Source organism: Thalassobacillus pellis (genome assembly GCF_016908295.1).
In the GTDB taxonomy this organism is placed as follows: domain Bacteria; phylum Bacillota; class Bacilli; order Bacillales; family Halobacillaceae; genus Thalassobacillus; species Thalassobacillus pellis.
Window position 1 is genome coordinate 83,432 of the sequence record NZ_JAFBDO010000001.1, and the last position, 14,936, is coordinate 98,367.

The window sequence follows — 14,936 nt, forward strand, 5'->3', positions numbered from 1 at the left end:
TCGACAACCTGATTTTTTTGATTATTATCCTATTATATCTATCCAGATTTTAATTGCTGTCCCTAATATCAACAACGCCAGAATCCATTGTAACAGCTTGGTATTCACTTTCTTCCCGAAGTTAGCCCCAAGTGGTGAGGCGATCAGGCTGGCTATAATCATAACTGCAGCAGGCAGGTACAAAATCTGCCCGGTCAATAGTTTTCCGGTTGTTGCACCGATGGAAGATATGAAAGTGATTGCCAGGGAAGTGGCAATTGTCATTCTCGTTGGGATTTTCAGGACAAGAAGCATGATCGGTACCAGAATAAACGCACCAGCGGCTCCAACAATTCCTGCCCCTATTCCAACAAGAAAAGCTAGTAATGCAGCCAGCCATTTATTGAATGTCACCTTTTCCAATTCAATATCATCAAGGCCATTTTTAGGAACAAACATCATAACTGCAGCAATAGTTGCCAGCAATCCATATACGAGATTGACACCAGCATCAGACATGAATTGTGAACCATAACCACCAATAAAGCTTCCTATTAAAATACTTATCCCCATATAGATAATAAGTGTTTTACTTAAATAGCCGCCTTTGCGATAAGCCCATACCCCGCCAATAGTTGCAAATAACACTTGAACGGCGCTGATACCAGCTACTTCATGGGCAGTGAATCCTGCCAACCCTACCAAGGGGGGTATATATAATAACATGGGGTACTTAATGATTGATCCTCCAATCCCTACCATTCCTGATAAAAAGGAACCGACGAAACCAATCATGAAAATAATAATAAAGAAATAAATACTAAAGTCCATCAAACTCCCCCTAATAAAAGTGGCCCATTAAAGTGGGCCACCCGTTAAGCTTTTTTGATCCAGAATTTAAATACACCGTCTTCTTCAGAATCTTTCATTAGTTCGTGCCCACCCGATTTTGCCCAGGCAGTCAGATCACTTTTAGCGCCTTTATCAGTAGCATGCACTTCTAATACTTCGCCTGAACTGATATCTCCTATCGCTTTTTTTGTTTTTACAATCGGCATTGGACATGCCAACCCTTTTGCGTCTAATACTTTAGCTATTTCCATAAATGAAGCTCCTCCTTTTTTTATCCTTCGACCGCACAACGGTTCGGACCTGTTTCCATTTCTTTTTGTTCCTCCGTATCTGGAGAGATTTTACCAAGATTGGTTTTTCGAATATTTTCATACGCATTTGGCTGTGGTGGAAGATTTTCTGTTACCATCTTTTTGAATTCTTCCGTATCATCCACCTGTAATCCTGAATTTCTTTCATATAGGTCTCCTAATCGTGCGGAGACTTCCCCATTTTCATGCAGCTCTTCTGCAAATGAGTAATGTGCAGGCAGAACGGTAAGGTTATATGATAACTCTTTGTAACGAGAGTAAAGGGTTTCACGGAGATCTTTTACCCAATCATCTGCTAGACCAGCAAGGTCTGGACGGCCGATTGATTTAACAAACAGGATGTCACCTGTAAGCAAATACTTATCATCAATAATTAAAGAAGTACTGCCAATCGTATGCCCTGGTGAATAGATAGGCTGGACTTTGATTTTTGTTTTACCGACAGTGATATCGTTACCTTCTTTCAAAGGTGCATAATCAAACGTCACTTCTTCCGCATCTTTAGGAGGCAGATGATACGTTCCCCCTGCTATTTCTGCTAGTTTCCGACCACCGGATATATGATCTGCGTGTAAATGGGTATCAAGAAGATGAGTGATGGCAGTCCCGCGTTCTTTGGCGAACTTTTCATAAATATCAGTCATCCTGTTGGCATCCACGATAGCTGCTTCACCGTCGGACTCAATGACATAGGAGAGACAGCCCTTACCAAGCCGTACGAACTGATACAGGCTTCCCCCATCACTTAAATCAGCGATTTTCACTGGTTCCAGATGTTCGCTCCAGGCCTTCATTCCGCCTTCAAGACTATAAGCATTTTGATAGCCGGCTTCATCAAGTAAATCAGCCACCATTACAGAAGACCCGCCTTTGGCACATACAACAATGACTTCTTGATTTTTGTCTAGTTTTTCATCCAGAGATTCAACCCCATCAAGGAGATTGAAATACGGTTCATTAATGATTTCTGCCTTACCACCTTCTATTTTCCAATCCTCAAATTGCTCAGTATTCCTTACGTCCAAAATAAGCGTTTCTTCTTGATTTACTATTTTCTCCGCCAATTCTCTGGTTGTAATTGTTTTAGCCATATTTTTCCCTCCTATTTATTGGCTTTTATCTGTCGGGCCCGCCCACTCAGCCATACCTGGTACTACATTTATAACGTTACGGAAGCCATTCTTAACCAGCTTCCGGGCAGCTAAGTCACTCCGGCTGCCGGAACGGCAAATGACATGAAGCTCTTTTTCTTTATCAAGTTCATTCATACGATTCTCTAACTCTCCAAGGGGTATATTTACTGCCCCAGGTATATGGCCAAATGCGTATTCTGCAGGCTCTCTTACATCAAGGATGTCAATTGGCGCTTCTGAATCAAATTTACTTTTCAACTCATTCAGTTTCAGTACTTGTTCATGCTTATTGGATTCATTTATTTCTTCATCACTTACTTTTCTTAAATAATGTTTCAGTACATCCCCTTCTTCAAAGGTGCCAAGGTACTGATGGCCAGTACTCTCCGCCCAAGCTTTCAAATCAGCAGTTGATCCCTTATCTGTTGCCTGTACTTCCACCACGTGTCCGGATTCTAAGTTAGTGATTGCTTTTTTTGTTTTAACGATTGGCATTGGGCATGCCAGCCCTTTTGCATCTAAAATCATATTTGCCGTTATCTTCATGTCCTTTCCTCCTTTATTGATATAGGGGTATGGGTATATTGGGATTTAAAAAAATTTAGATGAATAAGTTAATGTTTCCTTCTTCAGCGTCCCCGATATAAGCGGCAACACCCGCATAATCAATGCCATTAAGCAGTTCTTCTTTTTGAAGGCCTAATAAATCCATGGTCATCGTACATGCGATCAGTTTTACATCCTGCTCCTGTGCCATCTCAACCAATTGTGGTAATGGCATGGCATTGTGCTTTTTCATGACATTTTTAATTAATTTTGGTCCCATGCCAAGATAATTCATTTTAGAAAGCTCCATTTTGTCTGCACCTCTAGGCATCATTTTTCCAAACATCTTTTCCATAAACCCTTTTTTAACAGAGACAAGTGCGTCTTTACGCAAAGCATTCAATCCCCAGAAAGTGTGAAAAATGGTTACCTCATGGTCATAGGCAGTAGCTCCATTAGCAATGATATAAGCCGCCATAGCTTTGTCGTAATCTCCACTAAACAATACAATGGTAGTTTTCTTTTTTTCAGTCATATATAAATTCCTCCTATAATTAAATACACATACGTGTAGGGGTATAATAAAACGTAAAAAAATAAAGAACTATTAATTATTACCTGCTTCTCACCAATAAATCGACAGCTTCTTGAATAAGATCTTCGGAGCTCTCTCCTTTATCCTCCTGCTCACGGATACATTGTTCTAAGTTGGAACTGACAATGAGTGCAGCAGTACGATCAAGGGCATTTCTTACCGCCGATAATTGCGTAACGACTTCCCTGCATTCCTTTTCTTCGTCGAGCATTTTCAGCAATCCTCTTAGTTGTCCTTCTATCCTTTTCATTCTATTGGTAATTTTCTTATCGTAGATCATCCCCGACTCTCCTTTTTAAGTTATTAGCAATGACTTCCCATTTGCCATGTGTGTTTGTACCTGCTCTATTCCTTTTTATTACGGAAGAAGCCGTCAATTATATTCAACTGAGCTTGATGAAATGTCATCAACGATTACAATGATATACCTATAGGGGTATATTGTCAACATGTAAGATCCTAGTTATTTTTTCATAAAATGAGTAAGTGTTTTTTCTTAGATTGTCGCCACTCTCTCAATAGCGCAGAAAAGAAAAAAAGCACGCCCCGCTAATGCAGGCTCGTGCTTTTTCTGTTTAATAATCAAATTCATCGGGATGAGGGCCAGTACGCCCTTTTTCATCAAGATTCAATTCATCGATACGTTTAATTTCTTCTTCTGTCAGTTCGAAATCGAAAATATCAGCGTTTTGCTGTTGTCTATCTTTATTGGTGGACTTTGGTATGGCCACAATATCATTTTGGAAATCCCAGCGCAAAATAATTTGGGCAGGAGTCTTTTCATATTTTTCGGCAAGTTCTTTTAACACAGGGGCATCGAAATATTTCCCTTTGGCAAGTGGTGACCATGCTTCAACCTGTATTCCATTTGCCGCACAGAACTCCCTTGTCTGCTGTTGGTGTAACTCCGGATGAAGTTCGATCTGGTTGACCATTGGCGTGATTTCCGCATCTTTCATTAGTTCTTCTAAGTGGTGTGGAAGGAAGTTACTGACACCGATTGCTTTCACTTTTCCATCTTTATAAAGTTTTTCTAACGCTTTCCAAGTGTCCGTGAACTTTCCAGGTACCGGCCAATGAATCAGGTACAGATCGATATAATCCAATCCTAGTTTATTCAGGCTTCGATCAAATGCCTCAAGCGTGTTCTCATACCCTTGTTCATCGTTCCAAACTTTTGTAGTGATAAACAGGTCTTCACGAGGGATGTCACTTTCTTTGATTGCTTTTCCGACCCCTTCTTCATTTCCATAAAAAGAAGCGGTATCAATGTGCCGATAACCAAGCTCAATAGCTGATTTAACGGCCTCGACAACCTCTTTTCCATCTTCCATTTTATAGACTCCAAGACCGAGTCTTGGCATTTCTACATCATTGTGAAGCTTAGCGGTACTTGTCAAACTCAAAACTGATCGCTCTCCTTCCAAAATCAAAATTTTGCACACTAGGCTTGTACCCTTCTAACCTCAGACTCTAACCTAATTAGAAAAACTTGGCTTGACACCAAGTCCTTATGGCCAAAGCCTTAATTTTAATTATACTTTAATCCTTTAACAAAGTTAAACTATCATAAAGTGCAAAAAGAACCGCAACCAAGATGGGTTGCGGTTACCACGTTATCTAGTCTGATAACTGCTTGGTTGAATACGATTTAACAGAAAATCGGAAGGCGCTTTTCCTATCATATACAAGCGGTGCAGCGGTCGTGTCATGGCCACATACAGCATTTTGATATCAAGCTGCTCTTCTTCGTATGTGTTTTGGTCAGCTACTAAAAAGACGACATCGAACTCCAACCCTTTTGCTAAGTATGATGGAAGTATCATCTTATTACTCATCTTTTCCTTTTCATCAAGAAGCAGAAAATCCATTTTCAAGGCTTTAATTTCCTTATGGACTCTTTTTGCCTCTTCCATCGTTTTGGTTACTATTGCAAAGCTTCTCATCTCATTTTTCATTTCCGTATTGACTACATTTTTAAATTCATCTGCCCACCTGTCTGTCTTTCGCAGGAAAGATGGCTTTTCTCCCCTTCGAACTACTGGTTCAGCAAGAGGTAAATCATCTTTCATCAGTGCAAGCAGCTGATTTGCAAGATGCATTATTTCTGTTGTGGTTCGATACGTTTTCTGCAAGGTAAGATAGCTTGGTTCTCGAAAAATATCCGCTTTTAAAGTCTCCCAATTTTTCAGACCCCGGTATCCATAAATCCCCTGTGCCAGATCTCCCACTATGGTAAAGAGCTCGGTTTGAAAAGCTCTCCGTAAACTGTATATTTCGAAATAGCTGTAATCCTGCGCCTCATCGATGACTACCTTCTTCGCCTGATTGTCTTTATTAACACCGAACAAGAAGGTATGGAGGTATAACAACGCTGCAAGATCCTCAGACTGAATCTTTTTTTTGTGAAGATACTTACGGGTGAATTCTCTTAAATATACTTTATGGCTGTTATCGATCTCTGACTCCTTGAAGATCTGCTCAAATACTTCTTTGTTTTCGAATAAGCGAAGATATACATTGAACAGCTTTGGGCTCGGGTATTGTTTCATATATTTAGCTACTGCAGTTTTGGATTCTTTCTCAATCCGTGCAAGCTTTTCCTGCTTTTTATCCATCAAAAAACTGACCCGGACCTTGCGCTGGTCTGGATCTTTCATATCGAATAAGGCGCGGTCAAGCGCCTGATCATACTTATCTTTCACCTTTTTAAGCATGACCTTCTTCTTTCTTCTTAATTCACTTTGTAAAATAGCTTTGATTTTTTGGACTCTAATCTTGTAGGGGAAATAATGATAGTCTTCTAAAAATAACCGTTTGATGTTCTGTCCGCTTTTTATTTTGAAATCCGCAACCATAAAATCTTTATCGATCAAAAAATCTTTTTTAACGAGCTGTAAATATTTATCCATAGCTTGTTTGTAGGCTGGAGATCCTTTGAATTCTGCCATCCACATTTCTAACTGATTATCTCTGGATGTGCTTTCGATAATGGATGTCAGACTCTCATGCTGGGTTATCAATCTGCCTTTCACTTTCGTGACCTCGTACACAAAATCTGCATAAGTGGTCTGTTTTGCGCGGTGAACACCGAGTTCAGGCAATACCTCGGATATATACTGAATAAATAATCTGTTTGGGGCAAGGATCAGCATTTCTTCCGGTTTGAAGATATCTTTCATTGTATAAAGAAAGTAAGAAATTCGATGCAGGGCAATGGTCGTCTTCCCACTTCCGGCAGCACCCTGAACGATGATCGGTTTTCTGAGATCTGCGCGAATCACCTGATTTTGTTCTTCCTGGATGGTGGACACAATTTCACTTAGCCGGCTGTCGGCATTTTGTGCCAGTGATTCCTGCAGCAGCTCGTCCTTTGTGGTTAAGTCAACATCACGAAAATCTTTCAATTTTCCATCTTCGATCTGGTATTGCCTCTTCAAGCTTACGTTGCCTTCATACCACTCGCCGTGGGCTTCGTAGCTGATTTCTCCAAGTCTGCCCTCATAATAGACATGTGCAAGCGGAGAACGCCAATCAAGGATAATCGGTAACTGCGTTTCACGATCGAACAAGGATACTTTTCCAATATAAAAAACTTCTTCTTCCGGTTTTTCTTTTCTCTGAAAGTTGATGCGGGCAAAATATGGCTTCTTACGGAGGCGTTTGAGGTTCTCTAGCTGTTCCTTCGACATCTTCATGAAACTGGAGTGGGTCAGCATTTCCTGGTATCGGAGACTGCTGTCTTTAAAATCAAGCTTTCCGAGAGTCTCTTCCTGTTTTTTCTTTAAAGCTTCCTGGTCCACTTCCTGAGCGGCAATCACTGTGTCCATGTAAGCCTTCGTAAAATCAAGACGTTCCAATTCCTGTGAATAATCCGGATGGTTCTCCATCAGTCATTCTCCCTTCCATAAAAAAATGGAATGACGTAGATGCACTGCGGTTTTTCAAAGCAACATTACTACGATACCATAACCCACTCACCTAAAACAATCTTTTTTGCTAATTTTCAAAAAACATACTGGAAGGGATTTAATAATGAATCAGGGCTGTTTAGTAATTTTCTCGATTATCGGCATTATACCAGGGGGTTTTGCACGTGGAGCCTGCTTTGGTAGCTGTCACCTGGTTTTATCCGGGCTGATCTTAGGGAGGGTAAGCTCTATGAACATCAGCGATAACAGCCGGAGTCCGACTGGATATATCGCTATGATACCGATCAGGTCTCCTACAGCGCCGAGTGAATCAGTGAAAAGCATCCATAGGGCGAGCAGCAGCATTAATGCTGCGCTGATATTACCTGTTGTACCATTGACCGGCTTCCATGATTTTATCGAAAGGCTGGTCTCACTTTCTTTTTTTTGAAAGCATACATAATGGAATGGTCTCAACCTGAACCAATTGGATGCAGTCACAAGTTCATCCCTATCTTTGATTTCTTTTTTACAATAATGGCACAAGATATGTTTCATGTCATTTACCTCCAGGGGATTTGTCTATTTCCATTATAGCTAAAAATGCTGGATAAAAGAAAAGTCTGCCGGATTTCACACGGCAGACAGTTTCGCAGTTATTTATTTTTCATGAGCTTGAAGCAGTTCTACGACACGGTCCTTCACTTCTTGGCTTTGATAGTTCTCCATGTTTTTCAGAATCTTTGATTTTTCGTTCATAAGCGCTGCGATTTCACGGAATAGTGATTCCTCCGTTAACTCTTCTTCCTCGAGTTTTCTGGCAAATCCCTGTGCTACGAACGAGTCCGCATTCAAAATCTGGTCTCCGCGGCTGGCATGTTTTGATAAAGGAATCAACAGCATCGGCTTCCTGAGTGCCAAAAATTCAAAAATTGCATTTGAACCTGCCCGGGAAACAATGTAATCAGTCGCTGCTAATAAATCTTTTAGTTCGTCGGTTACGTATTCGAACTGGACGTAACCCGTTCTGTCTATTGAAGAATCAATATTTCCTTTTCCGCAGATATGAATGATCTGCAGTTTAGGCAGCAGGGTATCCAACTGCCCTCGGATAGACTCATTGATTTTCCTTGACCCCGTGCTTCCTCCCATTACCATGAGCACTGGTTTTGTGTTCTTAAAATTGCAAAGGGAAAGCCCTTCTGCTTTATCCCCGGTAAACAGTTCTTCACGGATAACTGCTCCTAGGTACTCTTTTTTCCCCTCAGGCAGGTATTTCATCGTTTCCGGAAACGTAGCCAGTATTTTTTGGGCAAATGGAATTGCCAGTTTATTAGCAAGGCCTGGGGTGTAATCCGATTCATGGATGATCGCCGGTACGCGGTTCATCCATGCAGCCGCAACAACTGGAACGGAAACAAACCCGCCTTTAGAAAAGACAACACCCGGCTTTTTCTTACGGATAATATTCCATGCCTCTATAGTACCTTTCAACACCTTAAAAGGATCTTTCAAATTCTCTTTTGACATGTAACGGCGCAATTTTCCCGTTGAAATGGCATGATAATGCACACCATCCATCGACTCGATCAGCTGGCGTTCAATCCCAGCATGGGAACCGATATAATCTACTTCATAACCCTGTGACAGGAATTCAGGAATCAGCGCTAAATTGACAATCACATGCCCCGCTGTCCCGCCACCAGTGAATAAAATCCTTTTACTGCTCATGTGCTAACGTCCTTTCTCCATGTTCCTCTAACTCGAACTTGTCATCTATGTGAATTGTATCAGAAATACCTCTAATATATGTACGAAAAAAAGCAAAATAATTAGGGGGCTGTAAGAACAAAAGCGCAAGCGCCTTGTCCACCCGCGACAAGCTTAAGAAGAGCCTCGCCGTGACGGGTTTTGTCACAGAGAGGATCGGCTTAAGACCTCGAGGGGGTAGGCGCTAGAGCTGGATGAAACAAAAGCACAAGCGCCTTGGTCACCCCCGACAAGCTTAAGAAGAGCCTCGTCGTGACGGGCTTTGTCACAGAGAGGGTCGGCTTAAGACCTCGAGGGGGGAGGCGCTGCAGCTGGATGAAATCTCTTTTCCCAACATCCACTTTTGTAATTTCCTAAATAGCAAAAATTCTAACCCGAACATTTATATGTCCGGGTGTAGTTAAGACATCATAACCGCTTCACCTGTTTTACTGCGCTTTCCATGGACACGGTCTTAGTTTACTTCCAGGATTTTTGGTCCGTGGTGTACCCACACGAGTCTTCCGATATTGGCTGTGCTAGAAATTCTTTACATCAGTTGGTCTGAATTTTTCCTGAAATCTCTTAAAATTTATTTCTCTGAATCGAGATTGAAAACAACCAGACGTTCCTCAGTCAAATCCTCTATGACATATTTTGGTCCTTCTTTTCCCCAGCCGCTGTTTTTGACTCCGCCATATGGCATTAGATCAACCCGGTACTGGGAAGAATCATTGATCATCAAACCGCCGACTTCCACATGTCTAGCTGCATAGAAGGCAGTCTCTAGATTTTTCGTGAAAATGCCGCCTTGAAGACCGTAGCGTGACTCATTCAATTCATCTATGCAGTTTTTCAAATCGGAGAATGGAATAATCGTCGCTACTGGGGCAAATACTTCCTCGCATACCACTTTCATATTCTTTTCCACATTGGTAAGAAGTGTAGGGTGAAGCAGCGCGCCTTCACGCTTAGCACCTTCTATTACTTCGGCGCCATGGTGAACAGCTTCATTTACCCATTCCTCTGCCCGCTCAGCTTCCTCTTCACTGATCATTGGGCCAACGTCCGTTTCAGGATCCATCGGGTCGCCCACCTTAAGTCCTTTAACAGCATGGACTAATTTTTCCTGAAATTCATCCTTTACATCTTCATGTACGTAAATCCGCTGTACAGAAATGCATACTTGTCCGGCAAAAGCGAAACTCTTTTGGGCAATGTTGTCTGCAGCTTTATCAATGTCGGCTTCTTTATCCACAATCACTGGTGAATTGTTGCCCAACTCAAGAATGAGCTTATTAAGTCCGGTATTCTGTTTCAGTTTCAAGCCTATCTCCGCACTTCCAGTGAACGTATAGGCGTTGATACGTTTATCTTCCATCATTTGTTGCCCAACTTCAGAACCAGACCCGACAATTACATTCAAGAAGCCATCAGGAAGGCCAGCTTCCTGGAATAATTCCGCAAGCTTTAAGGCGGAGACTGGTGTTTTACTTGCTGGTTTCAGTACTACAGCGTTCCCGGCAGCAATAGCTGGGGCAATTTTATGTGCGACAAGGTTAATCGGAAAATTGAATGGCGTAATTGCACCGATGACTCCGACTGGCACCTTTAGCGTATAAGCCATTCTGTTTTCAGAACCAGGAGCCGCGTCTACAGGTACTCCTTCTCCATGAATCCGTTTTGCTTCTTCAGCAGAAAGCTCAAATGTTTGGGTAGCACGGTCAACTTCTGTTCGGGCTTGCTTAAGGGGCTTACCGGCTTCGATGGATAAATTCTCCGCAAGGGTATCTTTGTTTTCTTGCAACAGCTCGCTCACTCTTTTTAGAATTTGATAGCGCTTATAGGGTGGCATTTGCTTATCTTTAAAAGCAGATTGCGCAGCTTCCGTTGCTTCGTCGACTTCCTTTTCACCTGCTTTTGCTATTTTCACATAAGTTTGCTGGGTATATTTATTTACAACATCAATTTTGTCGTCTGTCTGAATCCAATTTCCGTTGATGAACACTTTATAATCCTGAACCATGTTCCCACTCCTTTATTAAATTTCACTCCTAGTTACTTTACCTCTTAAAGGAACTGGTGAAACTTTCAAGTAGTGCAAGCCCGCAAAGGAAAGCCTTAATAATTACGAACAAAAGCGGAAGCGCCTGTTCATTCCCGACAAGCTTAATACTAGCCGTGCCTTACTTTTTCACAGAGAGAGTCGGCTTAAGCCAAAAAGGGCATTCACGACCATCCATTTTTATAATTGCCCTGCCAGAAAAAAGACGTCATCCTGAAATCAGGATAACGTCTCTTTCAGACCTTTATAGAAATAGACCAGCAATGGTTGCAGATAAGGCTGATCCAAGTGTTGCACCAATCAGAAGTTTCATACCAAAGCCTGAGACTTTTCCACCTTTTGCAGGGTCGATCCCCTGAACTGTCCCAGCGATGATACCAATAGAAGAGAAATTTGCAAAACTTGTAAGGAAAACAGTTACGATACCTACTGTTTTTTCAGATACAGAATCAAGCATGGTTTGGAATTCAAGCATCGCAACGAATTCGTTTGTTACGATTTTCGTACCCATGATGGCTCCTGCTTCAACGATTTCAGAGGCAGGAATCCCCATCAGGAAGGCAAGCGGTGCAATAACATACCCCAGGGCTTCCTGTAATGTAAAGCCGTTAAATATCGCTGCGAAAACCCAGTTTGCTAATTCTAGTGACGCAATGAAGGCAATCAGCATAGTTGCAACGATCAATGCGATTCGGCCCCCATCGAGCGCACCATTTCCCATTGCTTCAAAAAAGCTGTTTGCATTGGAAACGTCTTTGATGTCAACAACATCTTCTTCTTTGTCCACTTTAACAGGAGCAATCAAAGAAGCCACAATCAATGCACTGAACATGTTCAAAGGCAGTGCGACCAGAATGTATTTTGCCGGAAGCATTCCGATATAAGCCCCGACGATTGAAGCTGATACGGAACCCATTGCCGAAGCACTTACGATATACAGACGGTTGTCATTCAGCCTTCTGAACTGTGACTGAATGGCAAGAAGGGCTTCAGATTGGCCAAAGAAGATACTGTTTACAGCATTGAAAGATTCAACTTTCGGTAATCCTGTAATATATGAAAGGCCAAAACCGATATATTTGATAATAAACGGCAGGATTTTTAAATAAGTAAGTACAGATAAAATCGTTGCGAAGAAAATGATCAATAGCAGGACATTGAAAAAGAAGACACTTCCGCCCTCATCAACAGCGATTCCTCCAAGAACAAAATTTACACCGGCAGAACCGAATTCAATTAACTTATTAAACCCGGCAGAAATCGCCTCTATAATAATTCTTCCGATCTCCGTGTTGAACATGAACCAGGTAGTCAGGAGCTGCAGAACCAGCATGATTCCTATTCCACGGTAATTGATGTTCTTTTTATCGTTCGACAACAAAAATGATATACCCAAAATCACTATGACTGCCAAAATACCTAAAAGTATATCCACATTATTTCCTCCCTTAAAAGTTAGCCGTCAACCAAAAAAAGGCCAAGTATGAAAATGCTTTCATACCTATTTCCATATAGGAGTTTAACAGGTTGTCAGACGTCATGCAAGCAAATTCTTCGACAAATTAGTAATAATCTCTTAGTAACCCTTCCCGTTTTACCTAGAAATAAAGCCGCAACTTCCAAAAAATTTAAGAACAAAATTCTTAAGACCTCCAAAAATAGAAAAGCTGCTCCTAAATCCTTGCTGGAGCAGCCCTCCTTCCTGTTATCTTTTTTGGATAAACATTTGTGTCCAGTATGTGCCGTAGCTGCCACCTTCCGCATAGCCAACTCCTATATGGGTCATATTACCATTTAGTATGTTTTTTCGGTGACCCGGACTATTCATCCATCCGTTGACGACTTCTTGAGGGGTACGCTGGCCCGCTGCAATATTTTCAGCCGCACGTCTGTAGGAAATATTGAAATCTCTCATCATCGTAAATGGAGAACCATACGTCGGTGAATGATGGGAAAAGTAATTTCTTTGTGCCATATCTCGCGACTTGTAGCGAGCTACCCTGGAAAGCTGCCAGTCTTCACGAAGAGCGGGCAATCCTCTCTGTGTCCGTTCTCTGTTCGTTAGATCGATAACCTGCTGTTCTACTGACTTGGTTTGTCGTTTCAACGGTATCGTCACTCTATCCCCTGGGTAAATCAAATCAGGATTACTGAAATGCCTGTTAGCATCGATGATTTCTGATAAACCAATCTGATAACGGCGGGAAATTTTCCAGAGAGTGTCCCCTTTTTTAACGATATAGACGTCAGTCCGTTGGGCGCTTACCGTATCGTCGACCTGTACTCCTAAACAACAAAATAGCATGAAGACCCCTGCAAATAACCATTTGTTCACTATATACTCGCTCCCTCATGTTTGCTTACCAATATAGTTTTCCTCATTCATCCCTTTTCATGTAAAAATTGATAAATAAAAAAACGCCCTACCATAAAATTAAGCTGGTAAGGCGGTGGGGAGCTGCTTTTCAGTTTACAATGGAACGATCGACTTCATTCCTATCCTATTTTGGCAGGCTTTCAGTTGATCTCTTGTAATGAAACACTTGCTTAAAAGAGTAGCGTTTACAGTCTGTATGATACTCCATAGAACCAGTCAAACGGTACATAATGAAGCACCAAATCCTGGCTTGAACATCTTCTATTTAGTTATTTAGACGAAAAAGGTAGTGGAAAAGTTTCATAAAAACCATTTTTCATTTAATTGATAATGCCATGCTGCTGAATGACAATTTCAATGTCAGGATTGAAAGTTACATTTTCCAGATAATTCTTTTTATCAAGCTGCTTCCATACATCTGGATAATAGGCGGCAACCCTACGTCCGATTCCGAATACATCACTATTTGTATCCTTGAGCTTGGCGAAAATTTCTTCAGATTTTTGGGTCAGCTGTTTTTTGAGTTCTTTCTTTATTTTCTTTACCTCTTTTACAGTTTCCAAATGGTTTTTAGGGTATTCGATGACATCCACCCGCATATGCAGCTTAATGTCAGCAGTTACATTAGAACCTGAAGTAGTCACATTGATCCTGCTATTTGATCTATACACGTGGATAGTTGCATAGTTCATAATTCGTTGTTTTCCATCTTCTCGGACTTTGAAAGTCATTCTGGCTGTTTTACCCTTCTGACCGTTTAACAGCATCATTAAAACTGCTTCTTCCTGATCTAAATCTTTCCCTGTATAAGATCTTTCATTGAACAAGGCAAGCCCATCATACTCAATTAAACTTGCCTCCTCATTTACTCGAAGTAGTGGCAGGACAAAATCCTGCCCAGGCTCAAACATCTCCGCACAAATCAACTGTAGATTTTCGCCTGGAGAATGAGTAGTATTTTCCATTGCTTGTAATAGTCCACCAAGATATTTGCTAATTCTTGATTCCTGCTCAATTTTCAATCGGATAGCTTCCGATGCTTCCCCTTTAACGACAGCGATTTTTGCATTTAAATTACTTCGAGGATCACGATAGAAGACATCAAGAGGTGGATAAAGATCCTGCTTTGCCAGCTCTTCTCCTACTAAAAGAACTTCAAGCTTTGATGCAGCAAAGGAATTGGATATTTTCCGGTCTATTTTATCCCTGGTATCCCTTGGAGTACGACCAATGGCAGAAACTACCTGGATTCGCTCCTGTCCGGCCCCGTCACTGCTTCTGAGAATTGTCGGAAGCGAAACGGTCGTATTGATTTGTCCATCTTCCATCAGATCAAACCCTGCCGTCAGAACGAGTTTCACGTTTTTAAAATTTCGTTGATCCCAACAGCCCGTTAATAGGATGATGCATATTATCAC

General features: G+C 41.5%; 14 protein-coding genes. All 14 read right to left on the reverse strand.

Translation table 11 applies throughout. From position 1 onward, the window contains the following. Positions 1–24 precede the first annotated feature (24 nt). The 14 genes from JOC33_RS00440 to JOC33_RS00505 all read right to left on the reverse strand — a co-directional run bounded on the left by JOC33_RS00440 (position 25) and on the right by JOC33_RS00505 (position 14,936). Positions 25–810 (reverse strand): sulfite exporter TauE/SafE family protein, encoded by a 786-nt coding sequence (locus JOC33_RS00440; protein ID WP_205089958.1) that lies wholly within the window; start codon positions 808–810, stop codon positions 25–27. Between the two features lie 44 nt (positions 811–854). Beyond that, positions 855–1,082 (reverse strand): sulfurtransferase TusA family protein, encoded by a 228-nt coding sequence (locus tag JOC33_RS00445; protein ID WP_205089959.1) that lies wholly within the window; start codon positions 1,080–1,082, stop codon positions 855–857. A gap of 20 nt (positions 1,083–1,102) precedes the next feature. After that, on the reverse strand, positions 1,103–2,233 hold the full coding sequence (locus tag JOC33_RS00450) for an MBL fold metallo-hydrolase (RefSeq protein ID WP_205089960.1): 1,131 nt from the start codon (positions 2,231–2,233) through the stop codon (positions 1,103–1,105). A 15-nt stretch (positions 2,234–2,248) separates the two neighbouring features. After that, a complete protein-coding gene (locus JOC33_RS00455) occupies positions 2,249–2,821 on the reverse strand; it encodes a sulfurtransferase TusA family protein (RefSeq protein ID WP_205089962.1) in 573 nt (190 codons plus the stop codon). Between the two features lie 55 nt (positions 2,822–2,876). After that, positions 2,877–3,356, reverse strand: coding sequence for a DsrE/DsrF/DrsH-like family protein (locus JOC33_RS00460; RefSeq protein WP_205089964.1), 480 nt, complete (start codon positions 3,354–3,356; stop codon positions 2,877–2,879). Between the two features lie 79 nt (positions 3,357–3,435). Then, positions 3,436–3,696 (reverse strand): metal-sensitive transcriptional regulator, encoded by a 261-nt coding sequence (locus JOC33_RS00465; protein ID WP_205089966.1) that lies wholly within the window; start codon positions 3,694–3,696, stop codon positions 3,436–3,438. 295 nt (positions 3,697–3,991) lie between these two features. After that, positions 3,992–4,780 (reverse strand): aldo/keto reductase, encoded by a 789-nt coding sequence (locus JOC33_RS00470; protein WP_205091486.1) that lies wholly within the window; start codon positions 4,778–4,780, stop codon positions 3,992–3,994. A 252-nt stretch (positions 4,781–5,032) separates the two neighbouring features. After that, positions 5,033–7,306, reverse strand: a complete 2,274-nt coding sequence (helD, locus tag JOC33_RS00475; RefSeq protein ID WP_205089969.1) for an RNA polymerase recycling motor HelD — start codon at positions 7,304–7,306, stop codon at positions 5,033–5,035. A 228-nt stretch (positions 7,307–7,534) separates the two neighbouring features. After that, entirely contained in the window at positions 7,535–7,885 is a 351-nt protein-coding gene (locus tag JOC33_RS00480) for a hypothetical protein (RefSeq protein ID WP_205089970.1), read from the reverse strand. A gap of 102 nt (positions 7,886–7,987) precedes the next feature. Beyond that, the gene (locus JOC33_RS00485) at positions 7,988–9,058 is read right to left on the reverse strand and encodes an undecaprenyldiphospho-muramoylpentapeptide beta-N-acetylglucosaminyltransferase (protein ID WP_205089972.1); all 1,071 of its coding nucleotides are present in this window, start codon (positions 9,056–9,058) and stop codon (positions 7,988–7,990) included. Positions 9,059–9,668: 610 nt separating this feature from the next. Then, positions 9,669–11,102 carry an aldehyde dehydrogenase family protein gene (locus JOC33_RS00490; RefSeq protein WP_205089974.1) on the reverse strand — a complete coding sequence of 478 codons (1,434 nt, stop codon included), beginning with the start codon at positions 11,100–11,102 and terminating at the stop codon, positions 9,669–9,671. Between the two features lie 283 nt (positions 11,103–11,385). Beyond that, positions 11,386–12,576 (reverse strand): nucleoside transporter C-terminal domain-containing protein, encoded by a 1,191-nt coding sequence (locus tag JOC33_RS00495; protein WP_205089975.1) that lies wholly within the window; start codon positions 12,574–12,576, stop codon positions 11,386–11,388. 270 nt (positions 12,577–12,846) lie between these two features. Then, the gene (gene safA / locus JOC33_RS00500; RefSeq protein ID WP_205091487.1) at positions 12,847–13,446 is read right to left on the reverse strand and encodes a SafA/ExsA family spore coat assembly protein; all 600 of its coding nucleotides are present in this window, start codon (positions 13,444–13,446) and stop codon (positions 12,847–12,849) included. 392 nt (positions 13,447–13,838) lie between these two features. Then, positions 13,839–14,936, reverse strand: a complete 1,098-nt coding sequence (locus JOC33_RS00505; RefSeq protein WP_205089976.1) for a Ger(x)C family spore germination protein — start codon at positions 14,934–14,936, stop codon at positions 13,839–13,841.